Source organism: Thermomonospora cellulosilytica, from assembly GCF_014138835.1.
GTDB classification, from domain to species: Bacteria; Actinomycetota; Actinomycetes; order Streptosporangiales; family Streptosporangiaceae; genus Thermomonospora; species Thermomonospora amylolytica.
On record NZ_JACJII010000001.1, the window covers coordinates 3,798,847 to 3,820,691 of the forward strand.

Below are 21,845 nucleotides of genomic sequence, written 5' to 3' on the forward strand. Positions count from 1 at the left end.
ACAGGATTCACGGACCCCCGCGCCGCTGTCCATAGCGGTCCCACTATTGGTCGGACGGAGGTCGAGACCGGAGTCTCAGCCCAGCAGATGGGCGTTCGGCTCCCGTGCCCGGTCCGCCAGCGCCCCGATCCGCGCCACCTCGGCCCCGGCCGCCCGCAGGATCTCCTCGCCGTCGCCCTCCACGAACAGCGACGGCTCCTGCCAGGCGTACACCACCCGCCGGATCCCCGCCGCCGCGATCAGCCGCGCACACGGCCACGGCCGCGACAACCGCCGCCCGCACGGCTCCAGCGAGCTGTAGATCGTGGCCCCGCCCAGCCCCAGCGCCCCCAACGCCCGCAACACCGCCTCCGCGCGCCCCGGCTCCGACCCGTGCCCGACCCCCGAGCCCTGCGCGCCCTCGGCCACCGGCCCATGCCCAGTCCTTGAGTCCTGCGCGGTCCCGGTCACCGGCCCGTGCCCGGTCCTCGGGTCCTGCGTGCTCCCGGTCACCGGCTCCGAGCCGCCCCTGGTCGCCGGACCCGGCCCGCCGATTTCCGGAACGCCGGTCAGCGGAACGCCAAGAAGCTTGGCGAGTGCGGACTCCTCGGCGTGCACCTTGGGGTCGGTCTCGCGCGAGTACCCGCGGGCGAGTTCGGTGCCGTCCGGTCCGACGATCACCGCGCCGACCGAGAACGCGGTGTCCGACGGCGGGCACAGCCGGGCCAGGTCACAGGCGAGCGCCAGCCAGTGACGGTCGCGTTCGTCCTGGTCGCTGCTCACGATGGCGGTCATGACGGCCCCCTCGGGCGGTCAGTGGCGGGGCTTGATGAGGTAGCGCATGAGCACCAGGTCGCCGATGCGGGTGACCTCGGCCAGGCGCATGGGATGGGCGGGGCTCTGGGGGAAGACGCCGGGGTGGACGAAGCGGGGGGCGGCGGGGTCGCCGACGAAGAACGGGGCCACCACGAGGTGGAGCTCGTCGGCCAGGCCCTCGGTCAGGAAGTGGGTGTGAACGCCGCCGCCGCCCTCGACCATCAGGCGGCGGACCCCCCGGCCCGCCAGGTCGGCCAGCATGCGGCGCAGGTCCAGGGGGTCGCCGGCGTCGATGACCTCGCCCGCGCCGGCGAGGCGTTCCTTGAGGGCGGGCACCGCGCGGGAGGCGGCGTAGACGAGCTTGGGGGAGTCGCCGGCGGTGAAGAACCTCGAACCCGGGTCCAGGTCGCCGGTGGAGGTGACGGTGACCTTGGTGAGCTGGCGGGGCAGCCCCCGGGCGGCCCGGCGGTCCTGCCGGGCGGGGGACTTGATCAGCAGCTTGGGATCGTCCGCCCGGACGGTGCCCGCGCCGACCAGGATGGCGTCGCAGGCGGCGCGGACGCCGTCCACGCGGTCGAAGTCCGCGGGACTGGACAGCCGCAGCCGTTCGGGGCTCGCGTCGTCGATGTAGCCGTCCACCGACATCGCGCAGCTCAGCAGGACATAGGGGCGGTCGTTCACGTTCCCGACGATAGCGCCGGGCCGATCATGGTCGGTCCGGCATGGGTGAACGTCGGGGGTTCGTCGGCGTTTCTGGGGTCCGCGGGACGGCCGGGCCTCTAGGGTTTGCGGGGACATGCGATTTCTGCACACCTCCGACTGGCACCTGGGGCGTTCGTTCCACCGCACGGACATGCTCGACGCCCAGGCGCGGTTCGTCGACCACCTGGTCGAGACGGTGCGCGCGGAACGGGTCGACTGCGTGCTGGTGTCCGGGGACGTCTACGACCGGGCGCTGCCGCCGGTGGACGCGGTCAGGCTCTGCGGGGAGGCGCTGCGGCGGCTGGCCGAGCGGACCCGCGTGGTGCTGATCTCCGGCAACCACGACTCGGTCCACCGCCTGGGCTTCGGGGTCGGCCTGATGGACGCCGCCGGGGTCCACGTCCGCACCGACTTCCGCACCGTGGGCACCCCCGTGATGGTCGGGGACGTGGCCGTCTACCCGATCCCGTACCTGGAGCCCGAACTGGTCCGCGAGCCCTGGGGCCTGACCGAGCGCAGCCACACCGCGGCGCTGACCGAGGCGATGCGCCGCATCGACGCCGACCGGGCCGAACGCGGCGCGCCCTGCGTGGTGCTGGCGCACGCGTTCGTCACCGGCGGCGAGCCCAGCGACAGCGAACGCGACATCTCGGTCGGCGGCACCTCCCACGTGCCCGCCTCCGTCTTCGAGGGCGTGGACTACGCGGCCCTGGGGCACCTGCACGGCCGTCAGCGCATCACCGACCGGATCCGCTACTCGGGATCGCCGCTGGCCTACTCGTTCTCCGAGGAACGCCACCGCAAGGGCTGCTGGCTGGTGGACCTGGACGGCGACCGGCTGACCGCCGAGTTCGTCGACGCGCCCGTCCCGCGCCGCCTGGGCCGGCTGCGGGGGCGGCTGGAGGACCTGCTGGCCGACCCGGCCCTGGCCGACCACGAGGACCGCTGGCTGCAGATCACCCTGACCGACCCCCAGCGCCCGCAGAACGCCATGGAACGCCTGCGCGCCCGCTTCCCGCACACCCTGGTGCTGTCGTTCGAACCCGACGGCGCCGGCCCCTCCCACCGCACCTGGTCGGAACGCGTCCGGGGCCGCCGCGAGCAGGACATCGCCCGGGACTTCCTCGCCGAGGTCACCGGCGCCGACCCCGACCCCGCCGAGCTGGACCTGCTGGCGGAGGCCTTCACGGCCTGCCGGCACCGGGAAGCCGCGCGATGAGGCTGCACCGGCTGGAGATCACCGCGTTCGGGCCGTTCTCCGGCACCGAGACCGTCGACTTCGACGCGTTGTCCGACGCCGGGCTGTTCCTCGTCCACGGGCAGACCGGGGCGGGCAAGACCAGCGTGCTCGACGCCGTCTGCTTCGCCCTGTACGGCCGGGTCCCCGGGGTGCGCGGCAAGGCCGACGGGCTGCGCAGCGACCACGCCGCCCCGGGCGCCGCCCCGCAGGTGGTGCTGGAGACGACGCTGCGGGGCCGCCGGTTCCGGTTCACCCGGTCGCCCGCCTGGGAGCGGCCCAAGCTGCGCGGCGCCGGCACCGTGCGCGAGCAGTCCCGGGTGCTGGTCGAGGAGTTCTCCCGCGGCGCCTGGAACGGGCTGACCAACCGCATCGACGAGGCCGCGGACCTGGTGCAGCATCTGCTCGGCATGAACGCCGACCAGTTCTGCCAGGTCGTGCTGCTGCCGCAGGGGGAGTTCGCGGCGTTCCTGCGGGCCGGCGCGGAGGAGCGCCGCGCGGTGCTGGAACGGCTGTTCGCCGCCGAGATCTACGCCCGGGTCGAGAAGTGGCTGGTCGACACCCGGGTGCAGACCGGCCAGGAGGCCGACGGGCTGCGGCGGCGGGTCGAGAACGTCGCCGACCGGATCGCCGAGGTCACCGGCGCGCACCGGCCGGACGCCGCGCTCCTGCCGCGTCCCCGCCGGGGCGAGCCCGGCGACGAGCCCGCCGGGCCGCTGGAGTCCCTGGTGCCGTGGGCGGCCGAGCTGTCCGGGCACCTCGCCGACATGCGCGCGGTGGCCGAGGAGCTGTCCGCGCACTGCGAACGGCGGCTGGAACGGGCCCGGGAGGCGCTGGAGCAGGGCCGGATGCTGGCCGAGCGGCGGCACCGCCACGCCGAGGCGCTGCGCCGCCGCGCCGCCCTCGCCGAGCACGCCGCGGAACGGGCCGGATGGGCCGCCCGGCTGGAGGACGCGGCCCGCGCCGACCGGGTCGTGCCGCTGATCCGCGCGGCGGCCGACCGCGAGCGCCGCGCCGAACAGGCCCGCCGCCGCGCCGCCGAGGCCAGGGCCGCGGTCGGCGCGCTGGTGCCCGCCATCGCCCCCGACGACGTCCTGCACAAGGCCGAGCAGGATCTCCGCCGCGACGCCGCCAGGCTGGACGGGCTCCGCGGCGAGGCCGCCCGCGAACGCGGGCTCACCGAGCAGGCGGCGGCCCTGGCCGCGGACATCGACCGCCTCCAGGCCGAGGAGACCGCGCTGTCGGACCGTGTGCGGGACCTGCCCGCACAGGTCGAGCGGTACCGCGCCGAGCTGGACGAGGTCCGCGTCCGCGTCGCCGGACGGCCCGCCGCCAAGGCCGCCGTGGACGCCGCCCTGCACCGCGTGGAGACGGCCGAACGCCGCGACGCCGTCACCGCCGAGCTCGCCCGCGCGGAGGAACGCGACCGCATGGCGACCGACCGCGCCCAGGAGCTGCGCGACCGGGTCCAGGAGATCCGGCAGGCCCGGCTCGACGGCATGGCGGCCGAGCTGGCGTCCGAACTGGCCCCCGGCGAGCCGTGCGCGGTCTGCGGCTCCCGCGAGCACCCCGCCCCGGCCGCCGCCCGCGCCGACGCCCCCACCCTCGAGCAGGAACGGCAGGCCCAGGCCGACTACGACCGGGCGCTGGCCGAACGCCAGCGGGCCGGCAACCGGGTGGCCGAGCTGAGGGCCGAGCTGGACGCCCTGCTGGAGGTCACCGAGGAGCCGGTGGAGGCCCTGGCCGCCGCGCACGCCGAGGCCCTGGCGGAGCTGGAGGCGCTCACCGCCGAAGCCGCCCGGCTGGACGCGCTGGAGCACCGGCTGGCGCGCGCCGAGGAGGACCTCGCGCGGGCCCGGGACCAGCACGACGCCGTCCGGGCCGAGCTCACCCGCGCCCGGACCCGCCACCAGGAGATCACGACGGAGCTGGCGCGGCTGCGGGCGGGCCTGGACGAGGCCCGCGGCCAGGACCCCACCCTGGAGGCCCGCATCGACCGGCTCACCCGGGACGCCGACCGGCTCGCCGCCGCCGTCGAGGCCGCCCGGGACGCCGCCACCGCCGCCGACGCGCTGGCCGAGGCCCGCGCCGCCGCCGAGCGGGCCGCCGCCGACGCCGGGTTCGACGGCCTCGACCGGGCGCTGCGGGCCGCGCTCGACGACCGGGCGCGCACCGACCTGCAGGAGCGGGTCCGCCGCTTCGACGCCGAGGAGGCCGGGGTCCGCGCCGAACTGGAGGACCCCGCCCTGCTGGACGCCGCCGCACGGCCCGCCCCCGACCTGGACGCCCTCCAGGCGGCGTTCGAGACGGCGCGGCGGGAGCACAACGCGGCCTACAGCGCCCTGGACCGCGCCCGCACCCGCGCCGGGCGGCTCGCCGAGCTGCGCGCCGAGCTGACCGCCGCCGTCGCGGAGTGGCGGCCGGCCGCCCGGCGGCACGCCGTGGCCGCGCGGGTCTCCCGGCTGGCCACCGGCCAGCACGCCGACAACCGCGAGCGGATGCGGCTGTCGGCCTACGTGCTGGCCGCCCGCCTCGAACAGGTCGTCGCCGCCGCCAACGCGCGGCTGGCCCGCATGTCCGCCGGCCGGTACGAACTGGAGCACACCACCGACAAGGCCGCCGCCGACGGCCGCCGGGGCGGCACCGGCGGCCTGGGCCTGCGCGTCGCCGACGCCTGGACCGGGCGGTCCCGCGACCCGGCCACGCTGTCGGGCGGCGAGTCGTTCATCACCTCGCTGGCGCTCGCGCTCGGGCTGGCCGACGTGGTCACCGCCGAGAGCGCCGCCGGGACCGAGATCGGCACCCTGTTCGTCGACGAGGGCTTCGGCACGCTGGACGCCGACACCCTCGACGAGGTGATGGAGGTGCTGGACGGGCTGCGGGACGGCGGCCGCGCGGTCGGCATCGTCAGCCACGTCGCCGAACTGCGCGGCCGGATCCCGGCTCAGCTCCGGGTGCGCAAGGAACGCGCCGGCTCCACCGTCGCCGTCACCGCCTGACCGCTCACTGCAGCGGCGCGCACGGCGCGGTGAGCCGGTGGCCCTTGGCCGTGGGGCCGACGAAGAAGTCCCTGGTGATCCGGATGCCGGTGAGCTCCTTGGCGTCCGGCACGCTCATCAGCGAGCCGCGGAAGGCGGCGCTGTCCGGGTCCCCGGAGAAGTCGCCCGCCTCGGCCGGCAGCATCCCCTCGTAGTCGATCCGGGTCACCTGCCGCATCGCCTTGAGCAGCCCCTCACGGGTCAGCTCGCCGTTGGCGGCGGCCCGCTGGATCACCGCCTTGAGCGGGTACGACCACACCCAGCCGGAGGTGTAGTTGTCGTTCGGCTCCGACCCGGTCAGGCCGAGGACCGCGCGCATCGCGCTGTGGCCGGGGGTGTCGGCGGCGTACGGCTTCCACGGCGAGACCTTCCAGAACGACTGCTTGATCGCCGTGACCGCCTGCGGGTCCTTCAGCTCCAGCAGCGTCCTGCTCCAGGAGGGGGTGCTGCCGATGAACCGGCCCCGGTAGCCCTGCTTGACCGCCTGGGAGACGATGCCGCCGACCTCGGCGGGACCGACCGCCAGCAGCACCGCGTCGGGGCGTTCGGCCAGGATCTCCGCCACCGCGGCGGCCTGCTTGTCGGCCCCCGGCGGGGTCGCGACCGTCTTGAACGACAGCTTGCGGCGCTGCGCGGCGGCCCGCGCCCCGGCGACGGCGTCCTTGCCGTAGTCGTTGTCGAAGTGGACCACCATGACGCTGTCGGCCCGCCAGGAGTCGACGGCGTAGTCGACCGCGTTCATCGACTCGAAGCAGTAGTTGACGCCGGACTCCAGGATCACGTCCTCGAACTCCCACGCCGAGCTCCACGAGGCCGGCACCGCGATCATCTTGTCGGCCCGCAGTTCCGGCAGGATCCGCGCGGTGTGCGAGGAGCCGAGGGTCTGTGCCATCGCCAGCACCCTGCCGCGGATCTGCCGGTACAGCCGCTGGTGGGTGTCGACGTCGTACTTGCTGTCCACCACGTACCGGGTCACGTCGATCTCGTAGCCGGCGATGCCGCCCTGCTGGTTGACCCGGCGCCAGAACGCCTGCTGCGCCTTGGTGGTCGGGGCGCCCAGCAGATGGAACGGTCCGGAGGTCAGGTCGGAGATCACGCCCAGGTAGATGCAGCCCTTGCTCTTGTCGACGGCGTTCGGGCAGGGCTCGTCGGTGACGCCGGGGGCGCCCGCCCCGGCCGGGTCCTCGGCGGAGCCCCCGCAGGCCGACAGGGCCAGCACGAGAGCGGCGACGGCGGTACCGAGGCGGCCTGGGCGGAAGGCGCGGGGCATGACGGTCTCCAACTCCGGGGTGAGGTCGATCGTGGTCAGTGTGACCGATGGGAAAGTTTGCTGCTCCGCTGATCGGACTCACAAGCCGTGCTTGCGCACCGTTTGATAACGGCCGGTCGGCGGCGGGTCCGTCCGGGCCTTATTGGGAGTGCTGACAATTGCCTGTCCGCGCGCCCCCGGCGCTCACCGACCCGTTGCCGCACCGTTGCCTGCGAGGCCCCGGGCCGACACCCGGGACGTGCGACGATCATCGGGTCGTTCCCCCTGCCCAGGAGTCGCCATGGCATCCACCGGTCTCCGCGCCCTGTCCGTCGCCGGCGCCGGGCTGGCGCTCGCCGCCGTCACCGCCGTCCCGGCCCGCGCCGACGTCCCCCGCACGGTGCGGTTCGCGACGTTCAACGCCTCCCTCAACCGGGCCGCCGAGGGCGCCCTCGTCGCGGACCTGTCCACGCCGGGCAACGCGCAGGCCCGGGTGATCGCCGAGACGATCCAGCGGACCCGGCCGGACGTGCTGCTGATCAACGAGTTCGACCACGACGCCGAGGGGCGGGCGGCCCGGCTGTTCCAGGACAACTACCTGTCGGTGGGGCAGAACGGGGCCGAGCCGATCCGGTACCGCTACCGGTACGTCGCGCCCAGCAACACCGGCGTCCCCTCCGGGTTCGACCTCAACAACGACGGCGTCACCGCGACCCGGCCCGGCCAGCCCGGCTACGGCGACGACTCCTACGGGTTCGGGGCGTTCCCCGGCCAGTACGGCATGGCGGTGTACTCGCGGTACCCGATCGACGAGCGCCGGATCCGCACGTTCCAGACGTTCCGGTGGAAGGACATGCCGGGCGCGCTGCTGCCGGAGGGCTGGTTCACGCCCGAGGAACTGGCGGCGGTGCGGCTGTCCTCCAAGAGCCACTGGGACCTGCCGATCCGCGTCGGCCACCGCACCGTGCACTTCCTGACCAGCCACCCGACCCCGCCGACCTTCGACGGCCCCGAGGACCGCAACGGCCGCCGCAACCACGACGAGATCCGGTTCTGGGCCGACTACGTGACCGGCGGCGCCCAGGCCCGCTACATCTACGACGACCGCGGGCGGCGCGGCGGGCTGGCGCGGGGCGCGCGGTTCGTCATCGCCGGCGACCAGAACGCCGACCCGCTGGACGGCGACAGCGTGGCCGGCGCGGCGAACCTGCTGCTGAGGCACCCGCGGGTGGACGCCTCGGTGATCCCCACGAGCGCCGGCGCGCCCGAGGCCGCCCGGCTGCAGGGCGGCGCGAACACCGCGCACCGGGCCGACCCGGCCCACGACACCGCCGACTTCGCCGACGGGGCGCCGGGCAACCTGCGGGTGGACTACGTGCTGCCGTCGCGGGGGCTGCGGCCGGTGCGGGGCGAGGTGTTCTGGCCGGTGGCGGCCGACCCGCTGTCCCGGCTCACCGGCGTGTTCCCGTTCCCGGGCAGCGACCACCGGCTGGTGTGGCTGGACGTGCGTCCCTGAGCCGGGGGCGCCCCGGGCCGGTCACAGGTACAGGCCGGTGCCGTGCTCGGGGCGCTCGCTGGCAATCGCGTGCAGGTCCCGCTCCCGCAGGACCAGGTACTCCTGGCCCTGGATCTCCACCTCGAACTGGTCCTCGGGGTGGAACAGGACCCGGTCGCCGACCTTGACGGTCCGCACGTGATGCCCGACGCCGCACACCTCGCCCCAGGCCAGGCGATTGGACTGCCGCACCGTGGCCGGGATGACGATGCCCCCGCTGCTGCGGCGCTCACCGGACTCCTGCTCGACCTTGATCATGACCCGGTCGTGCAGCATCTGGACTTCGAACTTCGGCTCGGACACGTTCAGAGCTTAGTCGAGCCGGGACCATGACTCGCGAAAAGAGTTTCGCCCGCCGCCCGCCGGGGCCGGACGACCGCGGCGGAGCTCCGCGGAGCGAGGACCGTCGACCCCGCCTTTCCGGGGCCGACCGTCCCCCGGAGCGGGCGGGTCTCAGTCGAAGCGGCGGCCGGCCCGGGAGGCGATCCGGTCCAGCAGCCCGCCCGGCACCAGCCGGCCCAGCGTCACGATGGCCTTGTACTGCGGGCCCGGCACGCTGACCGTCGCCCCGCGCCGCAGGTCGCGCAGCGCGGTGTCGATCACCAGGTCCTGGTCGAGCCACATGAACCCGGGGATCCCGGACATGTTCATCCCGGCCCGCTCGTGGAACTCGGTGTGCACGAACCCCGGGCACAGCGCCATCACGTGCACGCCCCGGCGGCCGTGGTCGCGCATCACCGCCCGGCTGAACGACACCACCCACGCCTTGGACGCGCCGTAGGTGCCGCGGGAGAAGAACGCCGCCACCGACGCCACGTTGATCACGCCGCCCCGGCCGCGTTCCAGCATCCCCGGCAGCGCGGCCGAGGTGAGCCGCAGCACCGCCTCGCAGTGCACCCGCAGCATCTTCACCTCGTCGGCCACCGGCACGTCCAGGTAGACGCCGCGCTGCCCGAACCCGGCGTTGTTGACCAGCAGGTCGACGTTCTCGGCCGCGCGCTCCTCGGCCGCCGCGATGCCCTCGTCGGTGGACAGGTCGGCGGTCAGCGGCTCGGCCGTCACCCCGTACCGGTCGTGCAGCTCGGCCGCGGTGCGCTCCAGGCGGGCGGTGTCCCGGGCGACCAGGACCAGGTCGAAGCCGTCGGAGGCCAGGCGGCGGGCGAAGCCGGCGCCGATGCCCGCGGTGGCGCCGGTGACGAGAGCGGTCGGCATGCGCACCAACCTAGCGGCGTGCCCGGAAATGTCGCGGGTCGGGGCGGCGTGTCGCGTTCCGGTACGCGAACGTGAAGCCCGGCCAGTTGTTGACCACCCGGCCCTCGGCGTCCTGGTACCAGCTGTGGCAGCCGCGTTCCCACACGGTCTCGCGCATCCGCCGGCGCATCCGGCGGCGGAACTCCTCGGCCACCTCCGGGCGCACGTCGATCCAGGTCAGCCCGGCCCGCCGCATCGCCCGCACACAGCCCACCACGTACCGGATCTGCGACTCCAGCATGTAGATGATCGAGTTGTGCCCCAGGTTGGTGTAGGGCCCGTACAGCAGGAACAGGTTGGGGAACCCGCTGACCGTGATGCCCAGATGGGCGTGCGCGCCCTCGCGCCACGCCTCGTTCAGCTCCAGGCCGTCCAGCCCGACGATCTTCATGGGGGCCAGGAAGTCATTGGCCCGGAACCCGGTGCCGTAGACGATCGCGTCGACCTGACGCGTCGTGCCGTCGCGGGTGACGACGCCGTCCGGGGTGATGCGCTCGACGGGGTCGGTCACCAGCTCCACATGCGGCCGGGTCAGCGCCGGGTAGTAGTCGTCGGAGAGGAGGATCCGCTTGCAGCCCATCGGGTAGTCGGGGGTCAGCGCGCGCCGCAGCTCCGGGTCGGCGACCTGGGACTCCAACTGCCTGCGCCACCGCCGCACCGCCGGGGTCAGGATCGCGGGGTTCTTGAAGAACCCCAGCGCCCGCGCCTCGAAGAGCGTGTAGGTGATCGCCCGCTGGAGCGCCAGCCAGCCGGGGACGTGCCGCATCAGCGCATGGTCCAGCGCGGTGTACGGGCGGTCGGGCTTGTCGATGACGTACGGGGCCGACCGCTGGAACACGTGCAGCCGTTGCGCCCGCCGCGCCAGCTCGGGGACGAACTGGATCGCGCTGGCGCCCGTGCCGATCACCGCGACCCGCCTGCCGTCCAGCGGCGCCGCGTGGTCCCAGCGGGCCGAGTGGAAACTGGTCCCGCGGAACGACTCACGGCCCGGGATGTCCGGCCAGGCCGGGCGGTTGAGCTGCCCGCACGCCGAGATCAGCACCCGGGCGGTCAGCGGGCCGCCGGTCGTGGAGATCCGCCACCGCCCGGCCGCCTCGTCGAACCTGGCCTCGGTGACCTCGGCGCCGAACCGGATGTGCCGCCGCACCCCGTACTTGCGGGCGCAGTGCCGCAGGTACTCCAGGATCTCCGGCTGCGGCGGGAACTTGCGGCTCCACTCGGTCCTGGGCTCGAACGAGAACGAGTACAGCGTGGACGGGACGTCGCAGGCGGCGCCCGGATAGGTGTTGTCCCGCCAGGTGCCGCCCACGTCGTCGGCCTTCTCCAGGATCACGAGGTCGTGCACGCCGGCCTGTCTGAGGCGGATGGCCGCCCCGATCCCGCCGAACCCGCTCCCGATGATCGCGACCTCGTAGTCCTTGTAGTCAGGCCCCATCCGGCCCTCCCCGGTCGTCCGGGCGGGGGATCCGCCGCGCGCCCTGCCGTGTTCAAGCGACAAGTAGGACATTCCGGGGAACGGCTGTCAACGGCCGGTCCCGTCGGGAGGGCGGCGCGGCTCAGCCCGGCGGGGCCTGCTCCGGCGACCCGAACTCCCGCAGCGCGGCCTCCGCCGCGGCCAGTTCCCGCTCGGCCAACGCGATCATGTCACGCAGCCCGTACACCCCGAAGCGATCGCGGATCTGCAGCACCGCGTCCACGATCGCCTTGTCCGTCTGCCGATCCATGACCGGCAGCCTAGCGACGTGCGGCGATACCCGGGCGAACCGGGTTCGGTGAATGTTGCGTCAATGGTCGGTGAAGGACTGCGGGACCATCACCCGCAGCGCGTTGGGCAGCAGGCCGATCGTGACCGGGGTGGGGCCGTCGATCTCGCCGTCCACGTCGATCTTCAGCGGCGGGTCGGTGGTCACCCGCACCTCGCGGCTGGTGTTGAGGAACATGTCGTCGGCCAGCCTCCGCCGCGGCCCGGCCAGCATGTGCGCCAGCATGTCGGCCGCCAGCCGCAGCCGCGACCGGTCGCCGAGCCGGTAGACGTTCAGCAGCCGGTCGTCGGGGCTGGCGTCCCCGGCGAACCGCCGGCCGCTGTGGTGGCTGCCGTTGGCGACGTTGAGCTGGTGGGTGACCGTCTCGTAGGTCTTGCCGTCCACCTCCACGGTCACCCGGAACGGCCGGTGCCGCAGCATCTGGTACACCCCGGTCAGCCCGTAGGCGGCGCGGCCGACCACGCGCTTGAGCCCGTGCGGAACCCGTTCGGCGATGTCCACCGACAGGCCCACGCTGACCATGTTGGCGAACACCCGGCCCGCCACGAACCCGACGTCCACGTCGGCGACCTTGCCCTCGCGCAGCACCTGCACCGCCCCGGGCAGCGCCACCGGCAGCTCCAGGCTGCGGGCGAAGTTGTTGGTGGTGCCCAGCGGCAGCACGCCCAGCACCACGTCCCGCTGCGCCAGATGGCTGACCGCCTCGGCGATCGTGCCGTCCCCGCCGCCCACCACGACCAGGTCGGGGTCGCGGCTCAGCACGTCGCGGAGCACGTCCGGCAGCCGCGCCGGATCGCTCACCGGATGCACCTCGCCGAACGACAGCCCCGCCTCCACCAGCAGCCTGCGGGACTTGGCGAACAGCCGCCGGCCGCGGCGCGAGCGGGTGTTCACCACCAGCACCGCCCGGCAGCCCTCGCCGCGGATCGCGGCCTCGAGGTCCTCTTTGCTGCGCATCCCGGATCCGCTCCCGTCTTCGGTGGTGCCCGGCCGTCCCAGGGCGGGCGCCCGGACATGGCGGCGGCGCGGCTCCGGCCGCGATCAGGCATTTGCATTTTATAAGTGGCGAACCGGCCGTTGCCGGACTCCCGGCGCCGGGGACATCCCAGGTGAGCGTGCACGAAGGTGGGACGGTATGCGGCGGGACCGGGGCGGCGTGGCGGCCGTGGTGCTGGGGACGGCCCTCACCGGGATGCTGGCGGCCGTCGCCTGGAGCCGTGCCACCGCCGGGTCGATCGCCCCGGCGGCGCCCGGACCGGCCAGCGAGCCGCAGCCCCCGGCCCGTGCCGACGACGGGGCCGTGGTGGTGGGGGAGTGGTTCCGCGGCGCCCGCACCCTGGACCTGGCGATCCGCTCCCCGGTGCTGAACGAGGTCGGCCGCGTGCGGCTGCTGCTGCCGCCCGGCTGGTCCCCGTCGGCGGCCCGGACCTGGCCGACGCTGTGGCTGCTGCACGGCGGCCCGCCGCATGCCGGCGGCCCGTCCGGTCACGCGGCCTGGACCTCGCACACGGCCGTGGAACGCCTCACCGCCGACCTGGACGTCCTGGTGGTGATGCCGGACGGCGGGCGGTGCGGCGACCACACCGACTGGTGGAACCACGGTCTCGGCGGGCCCCCGCGGTGGGAGACGTTCCATCTGGCCGAGCTGCGGCAGATCCTCGAGCGGGGATACCGCGCCGGCCCGGAGGGGGCGGTCGCCGGGGTGTCGACCGGCGGGCGGGCGGCACTGGCCTACGCGGCGCGGCATCCGGGGCTGTTCCGCGCCGCCGCGTCGTTCAGCGGGCCGCTGCACCTGCTGCACACCGACCCCGGCCGCCTGGACGGGCCGGACCTGGTGCGGCTGGCCGCCGAGATCGCCTGGCCGGGAGCGGACTGGACGCGGATCTGGGGCGACCCGGTCGAGCAGCGGCTGGTGTGGCGGCAGCACAACCCGTACGACCTGGCGGGACGGCTGGCGGGCGTACGGCTCTACCTCAGCGCGGGCGACGGCTCGCCGGTCGAGGCCGTGGCCCGGGCGGGCACGAGCGCGCTCGCCGGCAAGCTGCGGAAGCTGGGCATCCCCGTCACCCTGCACCTGCACTCCGGCGGGGGCCGCTGGGAGACCTGGGAACGCGAGCTGCGCGCCGCGCTGCCCCTCCTGGTCGGGTCCTGAGGGCCGTCCGGGGGCTCAGTGCCCGCAGGCGGCGTCGTCGGGATGGGCGTGGGGCGGGTGCTCGTCCCGGGGCACGTGCCGGGGGCCGTGCGCGTCCGCGCAGTGGCCGGCCTCGTCCCACGGCGTCCCGTCCTCGCCGACGTGGTCGACCTCCAGCGTGGTGTGCGTGATGCCGTACGCGTCGGCCAGCATCCGCTGCAGGTCGCGCCGCACGGCGTGGCAGTCCCCGCCGGCCTCCACCAGCACGTGCGCCGACAGCGCCGGATACCCCGACGTCACCTCCCACACGTGCAGGTCGTGGACCTCCTTGACGCAGGTGCGCCCGGCCATCCGGGAGCCGACCTCGGCGGGGTCGATGCCCGCGGGGGCGGCCTCCATCAGCACCCGGCCGGCGTCGCGCAGCAGCCCGTACCCGGCCTTGACCATCAGCCCGGCCACCAGCAGCGAGGCCAGCACGTCCGCCCGGGCGAACCCGGTCGTCCACACCACCAGCCCGCTCACCGCCGTGGCGATGAACGCGTACAGGTCGTTGAGGATGTGCTGGAACGCCCCCTCGACGTTCAGGCTGCTGCGGTCGGCCCTGCTCAGCAGCCAGGTCGCGACGACGTTGACGGCGATCCCGCTGAGCGAGGTCCACAGCACCAGCGCCCCGTCCACCGCCGGCGGATCCAGCAGCCGGTGCACGCTCTCGTAACAGAAGTAGCCCGCCAGCAGGATCAGCGTCAGCCCGTTCAGCTGCGCCGACAGGATCTCCGCCCGCCGCAGCCCGTAGGTGAACCCGCCGCGCGGCGGGTGCGCCGCGATCCGCATCGCGATGAGCGCGAACACGATGGCGAACGCGTCCGTGAGCATGTGCGCGGCGTCCGACAGCAGCGCCAGCGACCGGGCGATCAACCCGACGGCCACCTCGACCGTCATGTACGCCACGATCAGCGCCAGCGCTCCCGTCAGGTACCGCCGGTCCGCGGACACCGACACGTGGTGCCCGTGTCCGTGCCCATGCCCGTGCCCTGCGCTCATCCGTCCCTTCCCCTCGTCCGCACCGTTCCCGCACCGCCTCGTTCCCGCCCGCGACGACCCGATCACCCGGCCGTTGCGGTCCCCCTCACCGGACACCGCGCGTGGGCGAGGTGCCGGGGCATGCCTCACGCCGGGGTCTGCGCGGGATGGCCCACATGGGCCAGGGCCAGGTCGAGCAGCATGCGGACGTGCGAGTCGTCGAGGCGGTAGTAGGCCATCCGGCCGCCGCGGCGGACGCGGACGACGCGGTGGGCGCGCAGCAGGCGCAGGGCGTGGGAGACGGCCGACTCGCTGCTGCCGCAGGCGGCCGCGATGTCGCACACGCACATCTCCCCGCCCTCCAGCAGCGCGGTGATGACCTTCAGCCGGCCCGGGTCCGCCAGCAGGCCGAACATCTGGGCCAGTTCGGCGATGGAGTCCTCGTCCGGCAGCGCCGCGGTGACGACGGCCACCTTCTCCCGGTCGATCACCCGGACGGCACAGCCCAGGGGCGCGTCCGGGCGGGTCGCCGGAACGGGCGGCATCTGCTCATCTGAAGAAACGCTCATACGTTCACACTGTAGTCCCGAAGCCGGGTCTCGCGGAAGGGCGCGGTGGCGGGGACGGTGCGCCACCCCGCCGGACCGGAGGCGGGCCGGGCGCCCCCGGGAGGACGCACCCTTCGAAGCGTTTCCGCAGGCCGAACCACGAGGCGGGCGGGCGCCCCGAGCGGACGGTCGATCGGGAGCGGTCAGGGAGTGGCGCCTCCGGCCCCGCCCGGATCCGCGGGGGCGGGCTCGAACGTGGACCCGTTCGGGGTCGGGTCCACCGGCGGCTGCGGCGGGGCGTCGCCCGGTCCCGGCTCGTCCGGCCCGCCGGGGGCGTCGCCCGGTCCGTCGTCCGGCCCGCCGCCGGGTTCGGAGGGGGCGGGCGGCGGGGGAGCGCCGGGCGGGGTCCCCGGTCCCGGCGGCGCGGTCGGGGCGGGCTCGGTCGGGGACCGAGTGGGCGAGGGCTCCCCGCTCGGCCCGTCCGTGGGGCCGGCGCTCTCACCGGGCGGCAGCGGCACGGGCGGACCGTCCTTCTCGCCGGTGGTGCCCGCCGGGCGGTTGAACGACATGGTCGCGCCCGGGGTCACCAGCGTGATCGTCTTCATCGGGCCCTCGTCCCGGTCGCGCGGCCTGATCACCGTCACCGTGCGCTCGTCGAACCGCTTCCACGAGGTCCCCTCGTACCGGGCGTCCCGCGGGTCGAGCCCGGCCGGCGGAGCGGTCAGCGGATTGCCGCAATTGCACTTGACCACCGGTCTGCCGTATTCGTCCACCAGCACCCCGACCCCGGCCTGCAGAACGGCCGTGAAGGCGATCGGTTTACCGCTTTTGTACCCGTGGTTGGTGACCAGCGTGTCCACCCGCAGGATCACCGGGGTGAGTTTTTGGAAATATTCGGCCAAGCGGGAGAAATCGAGCCGATGGACCGCGGCCCACGCCTTTCCCCTGGCCGGATCGCGCTGCAGGAAGCGCAGCAGGGCGGCCGGGTCGCAGGACGCCCGGCGGCGGGTCCCGCCGTACAGCCCCGGAGTGTCGCCCTCGGTCTGCCCGCCGGCCTGCGGGCGTGGCACCGTGTCCCGCCGGTCGGTGCCCGCGACCAGCGTGTACGCGCCCTCTCCGGGGGATCCGACGGCCAGCCGGGTGATCACCTGGCCGGGGTCGGCGGTGCAGCCGGCCAGGCCGCCGGCGGCCATCGCCAGCGCCGTCCAGACGACCGCCGCCCGCCGCCCGGGCGACGGATCGCGGAAATTGTTCCGACCGCTCCCGGATGGTCCGGAATTGATCTTCGACATCGGCCTCCTCCAACCTGGATAGCGCCCTTCCTATAGTCTTTGATGCCTGGGCACAGTGATTTGTGCTGCAGAACGGACGCCGACTTTCCCGTCGGTTTTCAGTCGGTGGAGGACCGCTGGTGATCCCCCTTCCCCTCGAACCCGGGGACCCGCCCGCCCTGGGCGGTTACGAACTCGTGGGCCGGCTCGGCGCGGGCGGGCAGGGCGTGGTGTACCTGGGCCGCCGCGGCTCCGGCCCGCAGGTGGCGATCAAGCTGCTGCACGCCCGGCTGCTGGCCGACGAGCACGCCCGGGCGCGGTTCGTCCGGGAACTGGCGGTGCTGCAGCGGGTGGCCGGGTTCTGCACGGCGCAGATGCTGGGCGCCGACGTGGCCGGCGACCAGCCCTACATCGTCAGCGAGTACGTACCCGGCCCGTCCCTGCAGGAACTGGTCACCCGGCAGGGCCCGCGCACCGGCGCCGACCTGGACCGGCTGGCCATCGGCACGGTCACCGCGCTGGCCGCCATCCACCGCGCGGGCGTGGTGCACCGCGACTTCAAGCCGCACAACGTGCTCATCGGCCCGGACGGGCCCCGGGTGATCGACTTCGGCGTGGCCCGCGCGCTGGACACCTCGGCCACGCTGACCAGCCAGATCATCGGCACCCCCGCCTACATGGCCCCCGAGCAGTTCGCCGGCGAGGAGCTGGGACCGGCCCTGGACCTGTTCGCCTGGGGCGCCACCATGGTCTTCGCCGCCACCGGCCGCGAGGTGTTCGCCGGCGGCCCGATGCCCGCCGTGATGTACCGCGTCCTGCACGAGGACCCCGACCTGTCCGGCCTCCCGCCGCGTCTCCGCCGGCTGGTCGCCGCCTGCCTGAACAAGGACCCCGGCGCCCGTCCCACCGCCGAGCAGATCCTGCTCACCCTGCTGGGCACCGCCCCGCCCCCGTCCCCGGTCAGCACCCGCCCCGACGCCGCCCCGGAACCGGAGCTCCGCCGGGCGTCCCCCGACTCCTCGACCCGTCTCGAAACGCCCGAGGGGCCCTATCCCGCATCACCCGCCGAGCCGCCCATGGACCGAGTCGAAGGCGATCTCCCCGCATTCCCCGGAGCCCACCGCGAGCCGACGATGCCGCGCGAACCGGACACCGGCTCCTGGAAGACGGTCCCCGCCGACCGCGCACCGAACGCCGACACCCCCGCCCGCCCTCCGGCGTCCCCCGCCGACCGTTCACCCGGACTCCCGGCCGGGGACTCCGACGCCTCCGCCCGTCTCCGGCAGGAGCCCCCGGCGTCCGCCGCCGACCGTTCGCCGGGACTCCGGGACGCCGGCCTGGGCGAAGACTCCGACACTTCCGCGCGTCTCCGGGAGGAGGCCCCGGCGCCCGACCGCGGCCGTTCGCCCGATCTCCGGAACGCCGGCCTGGGTGAAGACTCCGGCGCCCCCGCCCGCTTCCGGGAGGCCCCGGCCTCCGCCGAGCGCCCTCCCGGGTCCCGGCAGGATGCCCCGGCACCGGTCACCGACCGTTCGTCCGCGCTCGGGCGACGGCCACCGGTGCCGCGCGGCGAGGGGCCTTCCGGAACCCGGCGCCTGACATCCCCCCTTGGTCGCCCGCCCGAGGCCGATGCCGGCGGTCCGGTGGACGAACGCTCGTCCGGAGCCCGATCGGAGGCCACGCCGGCGGTCGGCGTGCGTTCTTCCGGCGCGGTCCGGTCTTCGGGCGGCCACCGGCGATCCCGCTCCGCGCACACGGGCGGGCACCGCAGGCGGGTGCTGTTGCGGCGCACCCCCTCGCTGGTCACCGGGCTGACCCTGGCGGTGCTGCTGGCCGCCCTGGACATCGCCGCGCTCGGCCTGCTGGTGGCCAGCCCCGCGCTCAGCGGAGGCCGCGCCGAGTTCGTCGCCGCCGCCGGGGTCTTCACCCTGCTGTCCATGATCACGATCGTGGCCGCCGCCGTCGCCTGGCGCGGCAGCCGCACCGCCACCCTCGCCGTGATCATCGTCCGCGTCTCCCGCGAGGCCCTGTGGGCCGTCTGGGCCGCCGTCCAGCTCCAGTCCGAACTGACCCGGGACGTCCAGCTCCAGTCCTACGTCTTCCACATCGCCTGCACCGTCGCGGTGGCCGCCCTCCTGCTCCGCGCCCTCCGCCACCCCGCCGGCCCCTGAACGCCCTCCGTCCCTTTTCAGGCCGGGTCCAGGGGCTCGGTGACGAGCAGGCCGGTCAGGACGCTCCGCAGGGTCCTCTCGAAGAGGTCCCGGCGGGGGGCGGGCTCGGGCGGCCCGCTGAACGCCGCGGCCAGATGCGGATACGCCGTCAGGTCGACGTCGGGGAAGGCGAACGCTCCGGCCGTGGTCTCGCTGCGGGCGAAGAGGCCGACCACGCCGGTCATCATCGCGATCGCCTCGAACTTGGCGGTGACGGGGCACCGGACGGGCTCCAGGACCCGCAGGCAGCCGTCGAACCAGGCCAGGCTCTCCGGGCCGATGCCGGACGGCCGGTGGATCACGTCGAGCAGCCACGGGTGGCGCCGGTACAGGGCCAGTTGCCGGCGGGCCATCAGCAGCATCGTGTCCAGCCAGTCGCCGCCCGCCTCGGGGTACGGGCGCAGCTCGCCCACGACCCGGTCGGTCATCAGATCCAGCAGGTCGTCGCGGGACGACAGGTACCGGTAGAGCGATCCGGCGCCGGTGCCCAGCGCGGCGGCGACCGCGCGCATCGACACCGCGGCGAGTCCTTCGGCGTCCGCCAGGGCGATGGCGGCCGTGACGATGGCGTCCCGGCTGTGCGCGGGGGCGGGGCCGCGGCCGCGGCGTTCGGGCCTGTTCCAGATCGACCGCCGGCCGGAGCCGGAATCCGTGGGTGCGTCGCTCACCGGCCCACTGTAAACTGCGAACGTCGTTCGCAGTTTTTCTGGAGGAAGGGCGGGTCGGGCATGGAGCGGATCACGGCACGGGACGGCGCGCGCATCGCGCTGCACTCCACGGGGACCGGGCCCGGCATCGTGGTGGTGCACGGGGGCGGGGTCACGATCGACGTCTACCGCCGGCTGGCCGCGGCGCTGGCCGGCCGGTTCACGGTGCACCTCTACAACCGGCGGGGACGGGCGGACGCCCCGCCCAGGTCACGGCCCTACACGGTCGATCAGGACGTCGACGACCTCGCCGCCGTCCTGGAGCACACCGGCGCCCGGAACGTCATCGGGCACAGCTACGGCGGCTTCGTCGCGCTGCGGGCCGCGCTCCGGCTGCCGATGGACCGCCTCGCGCTCTACGACGCGGCGATCTGCATCGACGGCGGTTTCCCCACCGCCTGGCTCGACGCCGCGCGGGAGGCGCTGCGGGCCGGTGACACCGCCCGCGCCCTCGCGATCACCGGCGCCGGCATCAACCCGCAGATGCCGGCCTCGAGGCTGCCACCGGCCGTCCAGACCGCGATCTGCCGGGCGTTCCTGCGCACCCGGATCGGGCGGACCATGGGCGACCTGCTGCCGACGACCCTGGAGGAGGCCGACCAGGCGCGGGCGTACGACGGCCCCGCCGAGCAGTGGGCGGGGATCACCGCCGAGGTGCTGCTGGCCTGCGGCGTCGACGGCCCGCCCTACTACGCCGGCATCAACGAGGCGCTGGCCCGCGTCCTGCCGAGAGCCCGGACCCTGCAGATCCCCCGCAGCGGCCACGACGCCGTCAACAGGGCGCGCCGGAGACTCGTCGAGCCGCTCGCCGCGTTCTTCGCGGGCGCGGGGGTCGAGGAGGCCAGGCCGGCCACCGAGTAGACGAGCACACCAGGGCGAGGCCCGTCGGGAACGCCTGGCCGGCAGGGCATCCGACGCGGCCCACCGTCATCACAAGGCCCGCCTCACAAGGCCCGCCTCACAAGGCCCGCCGAACGGACCCTGACGGCTCTGCCCGCGCCTGCTCGCGGTGTTCCGTCATGGAGACCCTCCCTCCAGCTGTGGGGGGGATCCGCGTGCTCAGGCATGGGCGGAGGAGCCGCCATCCAACGGTTTCGGGGCCGGAGGCCGGGCGTGTTCGGAGGTCAGGAGGACAGGTGGCGTTCGGCCCATTCGGTGAGGTTGCGGCGTTCTATGGCGGCGGCCATCAGGTCGGGGAAGGCGTCGGGGGTGCAGGCGAAGGCGGGGACGCCCAGCTCGGCCAGGGCGGCGGCGTTGGTGTGGTCGTAGGCGGGGGCGCCCTCGTCGGAGAGGGCCAGGAGGGCGATCACCTGCACGCCGGCGGTGGTCATGGCGGCGACGCGTTTGAGCATCTCCTCGCGGACCCCGCCCTCGTACAGGTCGCTGATCAGGATGAAGACGGTGTCGGCGGGGCGGGTGATCAGGCCCTGGCAGTAGGCGATGGCGCGGTTGATGTCGGTGCCGCCGCCGAGCCGGGTGCCGAACAGGACCTCGACGGGGTCGTGCAACTGGTCGGTGAGGTCGACGACGGCGGTGTCGAAGACGACCAGGGAGGTGCGCAGGGTGCGCATCGAGGCCAGCACGGCGCCGAAGACGCCGGCGTAGACCACCGAGGACGCCATCGAGCCGCTCTGGTCGACGCACAGCACCACATCGCGTTCGACCGCCTGCCGCCTGTGGCCGAAGCCGACGAGCCGTTCGGGGATCACGGTGCCGCGTTCGGGGATGTAGTGGCGCAGGTTGGCGCGGATGGTGCGGTGCCAGTCGATGTCGGCGGGGCGGCGCGGGCGGTGCGTGCGCGCCGACCGGTCCAGCGCCCCCGTCACCGCCGAACGGGTGCGTTGGGCCAGGCGGGCCTCCAGTTCGGCGACCACCTTGCGGACCACGGCGCGGGCGGACTCCCTGGCCCTGTCGGGCATGACGCGGTTGAGCGACAGCAGGGTGCCGACCAGGTGGACGTCGGGTTCGACGGCGTCGAGCATCTCCGGCTCCAGCAGGAGGCGGGTCAGGTCGAGGCGTTCGATGGCGTCCTTCTGCATCACCTGGACGACCGAGGACGGGAAGTACGTGCGGATGTCGCCGAGCCAGCGCGCCACGTTCGGCGCCGACTCGCCCAGCCCGCCGCCGCGCCTGCCGCCCCGGCCGCCGGAACGGGACCGGCCGCGCTGCCCGTACAGCGCCTCGAGGGCGGCGTCCATCCTGGCGTCGTCGCCGCTCAGGCCCACCCCGGTGCCGTCGGCGTCCTCGCCGCCGAGGACCATCCGCCAGCGCCTGAGCCGTTCGTCGGTCTGCATCAGTCTTCCCTTCGCCGGGCCGGGCCGTCGTCATGCGGGCGGACGCGGACTGCGCCCTCATGACCGGTGGGCGA

General features: G+C 74.6%; 19 protein-coding genes. 6 read left to right on the top strand and 13 right to left on the bottom strand.

All coding sequences use genetic code 11. The annotated features are described in order from the left end of the window. Positions 1-75 precede the first annotated feature (75 nt). A complete protein-coding gene (locus HNR21_RS36645; RefSeq protein ID WP_376766593.1) occupies positions 76-774 on the bottom strand; it encodes a cytidine/deoxycytidylate deaminase family protein in 699 nt (232 codons plus the stop codon). A gap of 18 nt (positions 775-792) precedes the next feature. Then, complete coding sequence (locus HNR21_RS17915) at positions 793-1,476, bottom strand: RibD family protein (protein ID WP_182706084.1); 684 nt, start codon at positions 1,474-1,476, stop codon at positions 793-795. A 115-nt stretch (positions 1,477-1,591) separates the two neighbouring features. Here HNR21_RS17915 and HNR21_RS17920 point away from each other — a divergent pair, with 115 nt between their 5' ends. Together HNR21_RS17920 and HNR21_RS17925 are read left to right on the top strand one after the other, a co-directional pair. Continuing rightward, positions 1,592-2,716, top strand: coding sequence for an exonuclease SbcCD subunit D (locus tag HNR21_RS17920; protein ID WP_182706085.1), 1,125 nt, complete (start codon positions 1,592-1,594; stop codon positions 2,714-2,716). Then, positions 2,713-5,733 (top strand): AAA family ATPase, encoded by a 3,021-nt coding sequence (locus tag HNR21_RS17925; protein WP_182706086.1) that lies wholly within the window; start codon positions 2,713-2,715, stop codon positions 5,731-5,733. The genes HNR21_RS17920 and HNR21_RS17925 overlap by 4 nt, the downstream gene beginning before the upstream one ends. A 4-nt stretch (positions 5,734-5,737) precedes the next feature. Here HNR21_RS17925 and HNR21_RS17930 read toward each other — a convergent pair whose 3' ends face one another. Further along, complete coding sequence (locus HNR21_RS17930) at positions 5,738-7,042, bottom strand: ABC transporter substrate-binding protein (RefSeq protein ID WP_182706087.1); 1,305 nt, start codon at positions 7,040-7,042, stop codon at positions 5,738-5,740. A 280-nt stretch (positions 7,043-7,322) separates the two neighbouring features. Here HNR21_RS17930 and HNR21_RS17935 point away from each other — a divergent pair, with 280 nt between their 5' ends. Further along, positions 7,323-8,537, top strand: a complete 1,215-nt coding sequence (locus tag HNR21_RS17935; RefSeq protein WP_182706088.1) for an endonuclease/exonuclease/phosphatase family protein — start codon at positions 7,323-7,325, stop codon at positions 8,535-8,537. A gap of 21 nt (positions 8,538-8,558) precedes the next feature. On the opposite strand, the gene HNR21_RS17940 is transcribed toward HNR21_RS17935, so the two are convergent. From HNR21_RS17940 to HNR21_RS17960, 5 genes are all read right to left on the bottom strand, one after another. Then, positions 8,559-8,879, bottom strand: a complete 321-nt coding sequence (locus tag HNR21_RS17940) for a GroES family chaperonin (protein WP_119731090.1) — start codon at positions 8,877-8,879, stop codon at positions 8,559-8,561. Between the two features lie 150 nt (positions 8,880-9,029). Further along, a complete protein-coding gene (locus HNR21_RS17945; protein WP_182706089.1) occupies positions 9,030-9,788 on the bottom strand; it encodes an SDR family NAD(P)-dependent oxidoreductase in 759 nt (252 codons plus the stop codon). Positions 9,789-9,798: 10 nt separating this feature from the next. Then, positions 9,799-11,262 (bottom strand): flavin-containing monooxygenase, encoded by a 1,464-nt coding sequence (locus HNR21_RS17950; protein ID WP_182706090.1) that lies wholly within the window; start codon positions 11,260-11,262, stop codon positions 9,799-9,801. A 121-nt stretch (positions 11,263-11,383) separates the two neighbouring features. Beyond that, complete coding sequence (locus HNR21_RS17955) at positions 11,384-11,551, bottom strand: hypothetical protein (protein ID WP_157996079.1); 168 nt, start codon at positions 11,549-11,551, stop codon at positions 11,384-11,386. 60 nt (positions 11,552-11,611) lie between these two features. Beyond that, on the bottom strand, positions 11,612-12,547 hold the full coding sequence (locus HNR21_RS17960) for a diacylglycerol/lipid kinase family protein (RefSeq protein WP_119731087.1): 936 nt from the start codon (positions 12,545-12,547) through the stop codon (positions 11,612-11,614). A gap of 178 nt (positions 12,548-12,725) precedes the next feature. Between HNR21_RS17960 and HNR21_RS17965 the strand changes: the two genes are divergently transcribed. Then, positions 12,726-13,742, top strand: coding sequence for an alpha/beta hydrolase (locus tag HNR21_RS17965; RefSeq protein WP_182706091.1), 1,017 nt, complete (start codon positions 12,726-12,728; stop codon positions 13,740-13,742). 15 nt (positions 13,743-13,757) lie between these two features. Here HNR21_RS17965 and HNR21_RS17970 read toward each other — a convergent pair whose 3' ends face one another. The 3 genes from HNR21_RS17970 to HNR21_RS17980 form a co-directional block, all read right to left on the bottom strand. Next, positions 13,758-14,762, bottom strand: a complete 1,005-nt coding sequence (locus tag HNR21_RS17970) for a cation diffusion facilitator family transporter (protein WP_182706092.1) — start codon at positions 14,760-14,762, stop codon at positions 13,758-13,760. 125 nt (positions 14,763-14,887) lie between these two features. Continuing rightward, positions 14,888-15,310, bottom strand: coding sequence for an ArsR/SmtB family transcription factor (locus HNR21_RS17975; RefSeq protein WP_246442224.1), 423 nt, complete (start codon positions 15,308-15,310; stop codon positions 14,888-14,890). A 182-nt stretch (positions 15,311-15,492) separates the two neighbouring features. Further along, positions 15,493-16,581 (bottom strand): DUF6777 domain-containing protein, encoded by a 1,089-nt coding sequence (locus HNR21_RS17980; RefSeq protein ID WP_182706093.1) that lies wholly within the window; start codon positions 16,579-16,581, stop codon positions 15,493-15,495. A 119-nt stretch (positions 16,582-16,700) separates the two neighbouring features. On the opposite strand from HNR21_RS17980, the gene HNR21_RS34735 reads away from it, so the two are divergent. Continuing rightward, on the top strand, positions 16,701-18,731 hold the full coding sequence (locus HNR21_RS34735) for a serine/threonine protein kinase (RefSeq protein ID WP_312881082.1): 2,031 nt from the start codon (positions 16,701-16,703) through the stop codon (positions 18,729-18,731). Between the two features lie 17 nt (positions 18,732-18,748). Here HNR21_RS34735 and HNR21_RS17990 read toward each other — a convergent pair whose 3' ends face one another. Further along, positions 18,749-19,438 (bottom strand): TetR/AcrR family transcriptional regulator, encoded by a 690-nt coding sequence (locus tag HNR21_RS17990; RefSeq protein ID WP_312881083.1) that lies wholly within the window; start codon positions 19,436-19,438, stop codon positions 18,749-18,751. A 60-nt stretch (positions 19,439-19,498) separates the two neighbouring features. Between HNR21_RS17990 and HNR21_RS17995 the strand changes: the two genes are divergently transcribed. Further along, complete coding sequence (locus HNR21_RS17995; RefSeq protein ID WP_182706094.1) at positions 19,499-20,338, top strand: alpha/beta fold hydrolase; 840 nt, start codon at positions 19,499-19,501, stop codon at positions 20,336-20,338. Between the two features lie 263 nt (positions 20,339-20,601). Here the strand turns inward: HNR21_RS17995 and HNR21_RS18000 are convergent, their stop codons facing one another. Further along, positions 20,602-21,771 carry a VWA domain-containing protein gene (locus HNR21_RS18000; RefSeq protein WP_182706095.1) on the bottom strand — a complete coding sequence of 390 codons (1,170 nt, stop codon included), beginning with the start codon at positions 21,769-21,771 and terminating at the stop codon, positions 20,602-20,604. Positions 21,772-21,845 lie beyond the last annotated feature (74 nt).

Coding starts and splice junctions, on each gene's coding strand:
- HNR21_RS17960 (WP_119731087.1), bottom strand. CDS start 12,547: ATGCGCAGCAAAGAGGACCTCGAGGCCGCGATCCGCGGCGAGGGCTGC.
- HNR21_RS17975 (WP_246442224.1), bottom strand. CDS start 15,310: ATGAGCGTTTCTTCAGATGAGCAGATGCCGCCCGTTCCGGCGACCCGC.
- HNR21_RS17980 (WP_182706093.1), bottom strand. CDS start 16,581: ATGTCGAAGATCAATTCCGGACCATCCGGGAGCGGTCGGAACAATTTC.
- HNR21_RS17955 (WP_157996079.1), bottom strand. CDS start 11,551: ATGGATCGGCAGACGGACAAGGCGATCGTGGACGCGGTGCTGCAGATC.
- HNR21_RS18000 (WP_182706095.1), bottom strand. CDS start 21,771: ATGCAGACCGACGAACGGCTCAGGCGCTGGCGGATGGTCCTCGGCGGC.
- HNR21_RS17935 (WP_182706088.1), top strand. CDS start 7,323: ATGGCATCCACCGGTCTCCGCGCCCTGTCCGTCGCCGGCGCCGGGCTG.
- HNR21_RS36645 (WP_376766593.1), bottom strand. CDS start 774: ATGACCGCCATCGTGAGCAGCGACCAGGACGAACGCGACCGTCACTGG.
- HNR21_RS17965 (WP_182706091.1), top strand. CDS start 12,726: ATGCGGCGGGACCGGGGCGGCGTGGCGGCCGTGGTGCTGGGGACGGCC.
- HNR21_RS17925 (WP_182706086.1), top strand. CDS start 2,713: ATGAGGCTGCACCGGCTGGAGATCACCGCGTTCGGGCCGTTCTCCGGC.
- HNR21_RS17970 (WP_182706092.1), bottom strand. CDS start 14,762: ATGAGCGCAGGGCACGGGCATGGGCACGGACACGGGCACCACGTGTCG.
- HNR21_RS17995 (WP_182706094.1), top strand. CDS start 19,499: ATGGAGCGGATCACGGCACGGGACGGCGCGCGCATCGCGCTGCACTCC.
- HNR21_RS17920 (WP_182706085.1), top strand. CDS start 1,592: ATGCGATTTCTGCACACCTCCGACTGGCACCTGGGGCGTTCGTTCCAC.
- HNR21_RS17945 (WP_182706089.1), bottom strand. CDS start 9,788: ATGCCGACCGCTCTCGTCACCGGCGCCACCGCGGGCATCGGCGCCGGC.
- HNR21_RS17930 (WP_182706087.1), bottom strand. CDS start 7,042: ATGCCCCGCGCCTTCCGCCCAGGCCGCCTCGGTACCGCCGTCGCCGCT.
- HNR21_RS17950 (WP_182706090.1), bottom strand. CDS start 11,262: ATGGGGCCTGACTACAAGGACTACGAGGTCGCGATCATCGGGAGCGGG.